The organism is Mycobacterium sp. E3305, from assembly GCF_001666785.1.
Taxonomy (GTDB): domain Bacteria; phylum Actinomycetota; class Actinomycetes; order Mycobacteriales; family Mycobacteriaceae; genus Mycobacterium.
The window spans coordinates 20,407-28,279 of the sequence record NZ_LZJA01000123.1; the positions used below are offsets into that span (position 1 = coordinate 20,407).

Genomic DNA, 7,873 nt, shown 5'->3' on the forward strand with positions numbered 1-7,873 from the left:
TGGCCGGCTTCGGGACGTGCGGTGACGTTTAGCCCGCCACCGCCCGATGAAGGCGCTCTCGTGGTGGGGCAACGAAATGCCTAAGAGAGCTACACGACGTTGGATCTATCGTGATCGACCGACCGTGAGCTGCGGCTCAGACACCCGGACACGCTAGCGTTCCTACGATCATCTGCATGGCGGATCGCAACGCGGATTGCAGGGCGGCGAAATCGCCGTGCTGGACCCAGTGGACGTAGGCGTGCCGACACGCTTGAACCACCAGCTGGGCAGGCAGCTCTCGGGTGAATGGGTCATCGCCTAGATCGAACCGGGCGGCAAGGAACTCGGTGATGGAAGCGATAAGGTCTTGTCCCCAGTCCAGCCACCGCAATCGGTATTGGGGATCGCTGATCATCATCGCCATGAACCTGCGATCGATCTCCATCCGGCCCCGCCGGGGAACTTCGGTGCTAAATGCCGCAACGAGGACCTCGACGGTGTCGCTGTCCGGTGCTGCGTCACGCAGGGTCTCGATGCTCAGCCTGCCGAATTCACGGAATAGCGGCATAACGACGTCTTCTTTGACCGGGAAGTACCGGTGAAACGTACGCGGCGCAATGCCCACCGCTTCGCAGATCCGCTCGACGGTCGCCGAGGTAGACCCGTCGGCGAGAAAAGTGTCGCGGGCAGCTAGCGCGATGTGCATCCGAAGATCCTCGGCGCGGCGCTCCGCGTGCGTCGCCGGACTGCTCACCAGCCTTGCCTCACTTCCTCGCCACACGAACTGCACGTCAATCCTAACCGCGGCAATCCCTTGACTGATGTGCTCGGACTCGCGACGGCATCCCGCTGAGCGGGATCGCGATGGTGACCCGCACCCCTGCGGACTAACATCGTGTTGTCAGATTCTGCCATTCATGTCGCAATCTGACACGCCAGCGCAGTGACGTGCCGCCCAACAGTGGCCCTTTGACAGGTATGCGATGGCCCGCCCCCAGGCGGGCTGAACCACCCAGCCAACGAGGTCACGACACCAGCCGAGCCCAATTGAGGAGAAACCCCGATGACCACTGAGACCGAAGAACTCAACTATGACGACTACACCCATGACTTCATGGGGAAGGTCGGCAACGTCCAAGACTTTTCCCGCGATTTCCTCATGGGCCTAGCGCGAGTGTTCGAAGACGTCTTGAACTTCATGCCCTACGCCCACGTCAAGATCTATTCGGAGAAGGTCGGCATTAGCGCGGCCATGGATGTCGCCGCGGAGCTGTCGCGGGCGGGGATGCGCCAAGTGATGCCGATGGGGCGCTACATCGCCCCTCCGGGTTGGGACTGGAAAAACGCTCAATACCAAGCGATTCCCTTTGATGTTCAGACTGAGGACCTGACCAAGCCGGCCCTGATACGTCTGATCAAAACCTATTGGGACCAGTACCTCAAAGGACACAACTATTTCATCGACCAGTGGACCAAGATCCTCCCTGAGGAGGAGGTCTGGCTCGGGCTTCCCGACATGTATCAACTCATCATCGATTACCAATACCCCAAGCTGGCCAGAGTGTTCAAGATCGAGCCAGTGCACGTAGTGGACTTTCTCAAGTTGGCCTGCCTGAGCATCGATGGCACGCTCGGGTACGGCGGCGAGTACATCGTGTACAACCCCGATCACGTGGTGCTCAACATGCGTCGGTGCGAAGTGCTGCAGAAGTACACCGACGAAGGCCTCTACCCACCGGCACGGGCCTGGATGAACTGCACTTTTGAGCAGCGAATCTCAGCCCCGTTCTTTCCTGGGTGCAAACTCGACATCAACTTGCCGCCAAAGGATTTCAAGTTTGCCCAAGGAGAACCATTCTGCGTGTGGACGTACACGCGCGGTGAAGCAAACCATCAAGCGGCCGCGGCCGCCCCTGATCCCAGAGCCAGCGCGATGAAGAAGATCCCCATCATGCCGGTGTCATCCACCTAGGAAGCGGCGTGGCCGCGGATCCTCGGCCAAGAGCTGCGGGGCCCGGCCGTCATGCCGACGTCCCGGCGCTTCCATCGACGATCGTAAGCGTGCCGGCACGCACGGCATCCGTGATCGACTCGGTAAGAGCCGAACATGACAGGAACAGATCACAACGTCCATATGGCGCTAGCTGTGCAGCAGCGGAACGCTCCTCACAGCGGGCCAGGGCCGAGGCTGTCCACTGCACGCTCGTCTGGCTCCAGCTGCTTTTACGAACCTGCACTCGCGCTCGACAGCGCCGACATACCACGGGCAACATGGGCATGTCGGCGAGGCGCTCGTCCTCTCTCACAGGCGAAGCCACCGTCATCACACCGAGTCTTTGGCGGTAGCCTGCGCAGCGATATTGGACTCGACCACCTTCATCCACGCCTCGTACGGACGGGTGGTGTCGAGCTCAAACTCGAAGCGGTCCACCATATCCGGTTGGACATCGGCGACATCGACGTAGAACTGTTCGTACCATCGACGTAGTTGGTAAACCGGGCCGTCTTCTTCGACCAAGAGCGGATTATCGATGCGCGCCTTGTGCCGCCAGATCTGCACATCTTGTTCGAAACCGAGTTTGACGAAGTCGCCCAGGGCGACCGCAGTCTGCACCGCGACATCATCGGGTAGCGCCTCGGATTTCTTGACGATGATGCCGTACTGCAGCACAAAGGAATTCGCGTCAACTGGGTAATGACAATTGATCAAGACGGTGTGGTGGTCACCATCCGCGTAGTGATAAGTCAGGTCGTCGACCATGAAAGACGGGCCGTAGTAGGAAGCCACCGATGTCGTGCCGAGCAACTGCGGACCTTCTGTGCCACCCAGGTCCGGTCGGCCCGCACTGTTCATGTACTGGGTAGCCACGTGCCCTTCGAAGATGTTCTTGAAATGAGTGGGCAGGGAGCCGTGGATGTAGAAGAAGTGGGCCATGTCCACGACGTTGTCGATGATTTCACGGCAGTTGGTGTTCACGACGGTCGTGTACCAGTGCCAATCGGTCCACTCGTCGCTGGTGGCGCCTTCGATGCGTGGGATCGCGACCTCAGGTGGGGGCGGTTTGCGCTCGGGATCGTTCCACACAAACAACATGCCGTCCTGCTGCAGGGTGGTCCACGCTTGCGTGCGGGCCAGCTTGGGTGTGCGCTTGCTGTAGGGCACCAGCTTGCAGCGTCCGTCACCACCCCAGCGCCAGTCATGGAACGGGCACGCCACCTCGTTGCCCTTGACCTCACCTTGCGACAGGTCACCGCCCATGTGGCGGCAGTAGCCGTCGAGGACATTGACCTGTCCATCACCGCCGCGAAACACCACCAGCTTCTGGCCGAAGGCATTGATCGCGTGCGGTTTGCCGTCACTGAAGTCTTTGATGAGACCTAGGCAATGCCAGCCGCGGGCGAATCGCGTTGGGGCAGCATCGGCCTCGATCAGCCGAACTTCGCCGGCTTCGGACTGCGAATTCATGGGCGCCATTCAACCCCGACTGACCGGCAGGTGTAGGGCACGTGTTCCACTGATCAGGACGCCTCTTCCCGCCAAGCGGCCCGGCCGCTTACCGTTACCAGGCGTGACAACGCACAGCGCGACGATTCCTGCTGGACTTCCCGTGTCCGACACGACGGTGGACCTACTCGTGGTCGGTTCGGGAACCGGCATGGCCGCAGCACTCGCCGCCCACGACCGAGGGCTCTCCGTGCTGATTGTCGAGAAGTCCTCGTACGTGGGTGGTTCGACGGCACGTTCCGGTGGGGCGCTGTGGCTGCCCGCGGGCCCGGTGTTGCAGCGGGCCGGTGCCAACGACACCGCCGAGCGCGCCGCCACCTATCTTGACTCCGTGGTTGCGGGCTCAGCGCCGCCTCCGCGTTCCGCGGGGTTTTTGACACATCTCTCCGCGACCGTCGAGCTGCTCGAGCGAACGACTCCGATGCGGCTCTTTTGGGCCCGGGAATACTCCGACTACCACCCCGAAGAGCCCGGTGGCAGCGCAGCCGGGCGTACCTGCGAGTGCCGGCCTCTAGACACTGCCGTCCTGGGCGAATATCGCAGCCGGCTACGGCCAGGAGTCATGGAGGCCGGCTTCACCATCCCTACGACGGGCGCCGACTACCGTTGGCTCAATCTGGTGGCGCGGGTGCCGCGCAAGGGGATTCCGACCCTGGCGAAACGATTGGCCCAAGGTCTCGGTGGCCGGCTGCTGGGCCGGCACTATGCCGCGGGCGGCCAAGCCCTGGCCGCCGCCCTGTTCGCCGGTGTGTTGCGCGCTCAGATCCCGATCTGGACCGACACCAGCTTGGTGCGCCTGGTCGGCAGCGGTGACCGCGTCAGCGGTGCGGTTGTCGGCCATGGCGGCCGTGAAGTGACCATCACGGCCCGGCAAGGGGTGGTGCTGGCCACCGGCGGCTTTGACCACTGCATGGAGATGCGCTGGAAATTTCAGTCCGAGTCACTGGACCCCAACGTCAGCCTGGGCGCCGACTCAAATACCGGCGAGGGGATCCGCGTCGCCCAAGAACTCAGCGCAGACATCGATCTGATGGACCAGGCTTGGTGGTTTCCCGCGATCGCGCCGCTGCCGGGCAAGGCGCCCGCTGTCATGCTCGCGGAGCGATCACTTCCGGGCTGCCTCATCGTCAACCAAAATGGGCATCGCTTCGCCAACGAGTCGGCCGACTACATGTCGTTCGGTCAGCGATTGCTCGAACTCGAGCAGTCCGGGCAACCGGTAGAAGCAATGTGGATCATCTTCGATCAGCAATACCGCAACAGCTATGTCTTTGGCGCCGAACTGTTTCCGCGCATGCCCATTCCACAGACCTGGTATGACGCGGGTATCGCGGTGCGCGCCGACAGCCTGCGCGAACTCGGCGCTCGGATCGGCACTCCCCCGTCAGAGTTCAACCAGACGATGACGCGTTTCAACGAAAGCGCTGCTCTTGGCGAGGATCCCGACTTCGGTCGCGGCCGCAGCGCCTATGACCGCTACTACGGTGACCCGACGATAACGCCGAATCCCAATCTGCGACCGTTGACCAAGGGCCCGTTCTACGCTGTGAAGATGGTGCTCAGCGACCTGGGTACCTGCGGTGGACTCAAGGCCGACGAGCGGGCACGGGTGCTGCGCGAAGACGGCACTGTCATCACCGGGTTGTACGCCATCGGTAACACCGCCGCCAACGCGTTCGGAGCCACATATCCCGGCGCGGGCGCAACGATCGCCCAAGGGTTGGTATACGGCTACATCGCCGCCAGAGACGCCGCCGGCGGCGGTTAGTCGTCTCGGCGCTTGGCTTGGACCTGCTTTTCCACCTCACGCCAGTACCCGGGCGTGGGGCGTAATTTGCCCGATCCGCCTTTCGCCTTCTGCATGGAGCCGTCGGCCTCGTCGATTTCCTTCATCAGTTCCAGCGCAAACTCGCGCTCGGCGGCGTAGTACTTGGCCGCCCAGCGCAGCGCGAGCACTGAGTAGGCCCAAGCGGGCTCGTCCTCGGCGCCTTCGGCGTCCTCGACAGCTTTGCGATGCCTGGCTTCGGCGTAGGCCACGTGGTCCTGCAACATTTCCTTGAGCCGAGCGGGGGTCGTCAGATGACCGAACGTCACGCGCATCAGCACGCTGTGTTTGAGCACCGGCGGATCCACTGGGGCATTGTTGGTCCAGTCGGTGACGGCGTCCAACCCGGCCGCGGTGATCTTGTAGAGCCGGCGGCTGCGGGTGCCCTCGTCACGTTCGATGCGTGATGTCACCAGCCCCAAGCTTTGGAGCTTCTTCAGCTCGGTATAGATCTGGCTGTTCGACGGGCTCCAGTAGTAGAGGTCAACGCTCCAGTCGATCCATTTTTTCAGGTCGTAGCCGGAAACTTCCTCTTCATAAGAGAGCATGCCCAGCAACGCCCAACTGGTGGCGGCAAGTGCCGACTTCACCGGCTTATCGCTGGGCTCGGCCATTTTGCCAGATTAACAGCACAGCCGAGATGTCCCTGTGCTATGCCCGCTGGACGGGACGCCACCTTCCGGACCGCGACCGCTCACTTCACGCTGGTAGGCGATGACCACCGAAGTCGCCAAGCGTCGACTCCATGTGCAGCGTCCCCCGGTTCTGCAGCGTGCGGCCCGCACCACGCCCGCTGCAACGCCAACAGTCGGCGTGCCACGCCTGAGGGACGCCGCGCCCCGGCTCGCGGTTCGCTGTCAGCGAGGGCGAGGACCTTGCCAGCGACACCGCCGACACCGGGGATTTGGGTATACCGATGACTGACCCCTCGTCTACATACGAGCTACTGGCCATTTCCGTTCGCAAACTCATCGACGCAACAATCCGAACGGAGTTGGAGCCCAACGCTATTGCCTCCACAACGGCCGAGATAGACGCAATCACAGGCCGACTGAGCGCCGAGCAGATACCTGGATCGTTCGGCGAGCGCACCCGCGCCGACGGGCAAAACGCGGCTTCAGGTAATGCGGTGATCGGAGTCCGCAACCCGTTGGCTCCCCCACTCGTGATTCACGAGGGAAACGGATTGGTTTGGTCGGAACTCGTCCTCGGTGCAGCCTATGAAGGACCGGCGGGTTACGCGCACGGCGGTGTCTGCGCGATGGTGTTGGACCATGTACTGGGCGCTACCGCCCACAAGCCAGGGCGGCCGGCCTACACCGGGACGCTGACCCTGCGCTACCACCGAGGAACCTCGCTACGAAAGCCTCTTCGCGCCGAGGCCTGGGTCGACCGCGTCGAAGGGGTCAAGACCTTCGCCGCTGGACAGCTCAGCGACAGCGATGGCGTAACCGTTTCAGCAGAAGGGGTTTTCATTCATCCGCGGGAGTAAGCAAAACATCGCCGATAGAGCACGCCTACGACCCATCCCAGACATCGCGTGTTGGAAAGTGCCGAGCCGGGCTGCCCCCATCATCATCTCTGACCGCGGATCTGACGAAACAAACCACCGCATAAGGCCTGAAAAGTTGCGCTTGAGTCAAGCACTGGGGTGCGTCTGAACAGCGCGCTGCGGAAGACCGCTCTCTTCAGTGGCCGGGGGCCTAACCCCGGGCAACTTTATGAACCGGCTTTTGGAGACTCTCGTATCAGGGCGCGATTACCGGCGTTGGGGAGCGAGGCGCTTCAACGCGAGTCCCCCCTCGAAGGGGCGGTAGCCGAACGCGGCCGGGGCACGGTACCCGGTGTCCTCAAGGGGGGTATGCACTTCAGCCACGGTCGGCCCGATCTCGGCTGCAATCGGCGCCAGTGCATCGAGGTCGAATCGGTACAGCCGGGCCGCGTTCTCCGCCAGAATTTTTCGGCACTCGCTTTCCGATCTGTTCTGTAGCGCCCACCGGATGGCCAGCCTGGATTGAGGAGTGAAGCCCTCCTCGTGCGGATAGTCGCTTCCCCATAGAATGTGGTCTGCACCCATGAAATCAATCATCACTGATTCAAAGGGCGCCAATTCGCTGGCCAGGTAGCAGTTCCGCTGGGCGTACTGACTCGGCGTGAGGGTAAGCCCATCGACCGAGGAACCACCGAACATGCCGTACGTGCGGTTGCCGGCTTCGGACTTCATCGTCGGGACCATCGCATCGAGCGTCATCAGTTGCTGCTGTACCCACAGTGTGCCCTGCTCTGTAGGGGCGAACCGTAGCGTGGGGTAACGCTCGAAAACCCCGGCCAGGATGAGATGGCCCAGGCTGCGCTGGGCCCACAGCGCCATTTCCGTGATGAGCCGATTTGGCAGTTGTGCAGCCAACTGGATCTGACGATCGTGCAGCACGGCGGTCCGGGAAGTCCGGCAATGCCCATGGATCAGCCGGCATCCAACGCCGTGCTCATCACGGAAATGGCGCTGTGGGCCCAGCGCAGCCTGGGCCATCTCATCCTGGCCGGGGTTTTCGAGCCTTGCC

7 protein-coding genes are annotated in these 7,873 nt (G+C 62.4%); 3 read left to right on the plus strand and 4 right to left on the minus strand.

Going from position 1 to position 7,873, the window contains the following annotated elements:
• Positions 1 to 136 precede the first annotated feature (136 nt).
• Positions 137 to 736, minus strand: a complete 600-nt coding sequence (locus tag A5701_RS11165) for a TetR family transcriptional regulator (protein WP_231969376.1) — start codon at positions 734 to 736, stop codon at positions 137 to 139.
• Positions 737 to 1,045: 309 nt separating this feature from the next.
• Here A5701_RS11165 and A5701_RS11170 point away from each other — a divergent pair, with 309 nt between their 5' ends.
• Positions 1,046 to 1,954, plus strand: a complete 909-nt coding sequence (locus A5701_RS11170) for a hypothetical protein (protein ID WP_067752625.1) — start codon at positions 1,046 to 1,048, stop codon at positions 1,952 to 1,954.
• A 351-nt stretch (positions 1,955 to 2,305) separates the two neighbouring features.
• On the opposite strand, the gene A5701_RS11175 is transcribed toward A5701_RS11170, so the two are convergent.
• On the minus strand, positions 2,306 to 3,448 hold the full coding sequence (locus tag A5701_RS11175; RefSeq protein WP_067277067.1) for a Rieske 2Fe-2S domain-containing protein: 1,143 nt from the start codon (positions 3,446 to 3,448) through the stop codon (positions 2,306 to 2,308).
• A gap of 103 nt (positions 3,449 to 3,551) precedes the next feature.
• Here A5701_RS11175 and A5701_RS11180 point away from each other — a divergent pair, with 103 nt between their 5' ends.
• On the plus strand, positions 3,552 to 5,255 hold the full coding sequence (locus A5701_RS11180) for a 3-ketosteroid-delta-1-dehydrogenase (RefSeq protein WP_197504964.1): 1,704 nt from the start codon (positions 3,552 to 3,554) through the stop codon (positions 5,253 to 5,255).
• Here A5701_RS11180 and A5701_RS11185 read toward each other — a convergent pair.
• Entirely contained in the window at positions 5,252 to 5,926 is a 675-nt protein-coding gene (locus A5701_RS11185; protein WP_067752631.1) for a PadR family transcriptional regulator, read from the minus strand. The two genes, A5701_RS11180 and A5701_RS11185, sit on opposite strands and share 4 nt — an antisense overlap.
• A 302-nt stretch (positions 5,927 to 6,228) precedes the next feature.
• On the opposite strand from A5701_RS11185, the gene A5701_RS27435 reads away from it, so the two are divergent.
• Positions 6,229 to 6,804, plus strand: coding sequence for a PaaI family thioesterase (locus tag A5701_RS27435; protein ID WP_082950352.1), 576 nt, complete (start codon positions 6,229 to 6,231; stop codon positions 6,802 to 6,804).
• 267 nt (positions 6,805 to 7,071) lie between these two features.
• Here A5701_RS27435 and A5701_RS11190 read toward each other — a convergent pair.
• Positions 7,072 to 7,873, minus strand: an 802-nt coding sequence (locus A5701_RS11190; RefSeq protein ID WP_231972806.1) for an amidohydrolase family protein, incomplete at its 5' end; no start/stop codon positions are given.